Annotated in this window: 1 protein-coding gene; it reads right to left on the reverse strand. The window is 63.1% G+C overall.

Features of this window, described 5'->3' with window-relative positions; genetic code table 11:
- The coding region (locus DY467_RS26075; protein ID WP_164639938.1) for an ABC transporter permease subunit at nt 1-385 on the reverse strand (385 nt) is incomplete at both ends.

The following is a 385-nucleotide window of genomic DNA, read 5'->3' on the forward strand; positions in this document are numbered from 1 at the left end:
GGAGCGGAAGATGATCAATGGGACCAGCGTGGTGATGAAGGCGCGGAGCCGCAGATAGCCGATCAGGATGCCGTTGATGCTGCCGAGCAGCGCGCCGCAAGCGATGGTGGCGACAATCACCGCCGGCACCGGCCAGTTCAACACGTTGAGGCAATACAGCGCGCAGAAGTCGCACAGCGCGAACATCGAGCCGACCGACAAATCGATGCCGCCGACGATCACAACCAGCGCAATGCCGAGCACGACGAAGCCGATCTCGCCGGCCTGGCGCGCGGTGTCGCCGAGCGACGCGGTTGATAGGAATCCCGGAATCGCATTGCTGAGAGCGATCGCCACGACGATCAGCACGATCATCGGGATCGCGGTTTCGGTCCAGCGTTTCGAC

The organism is Rhodopseudomonas sp. BR0G17, from assembly GCF_010907025.1.
Taxonomy (GTDB): domain Bacteria; phylum Pseudomonadota; class Alphaproteobacteria; order Rhizobiales; family Xanthobacteraceae; genus Rhodopseudomonas; species Rhodopseudomonas palustris_H.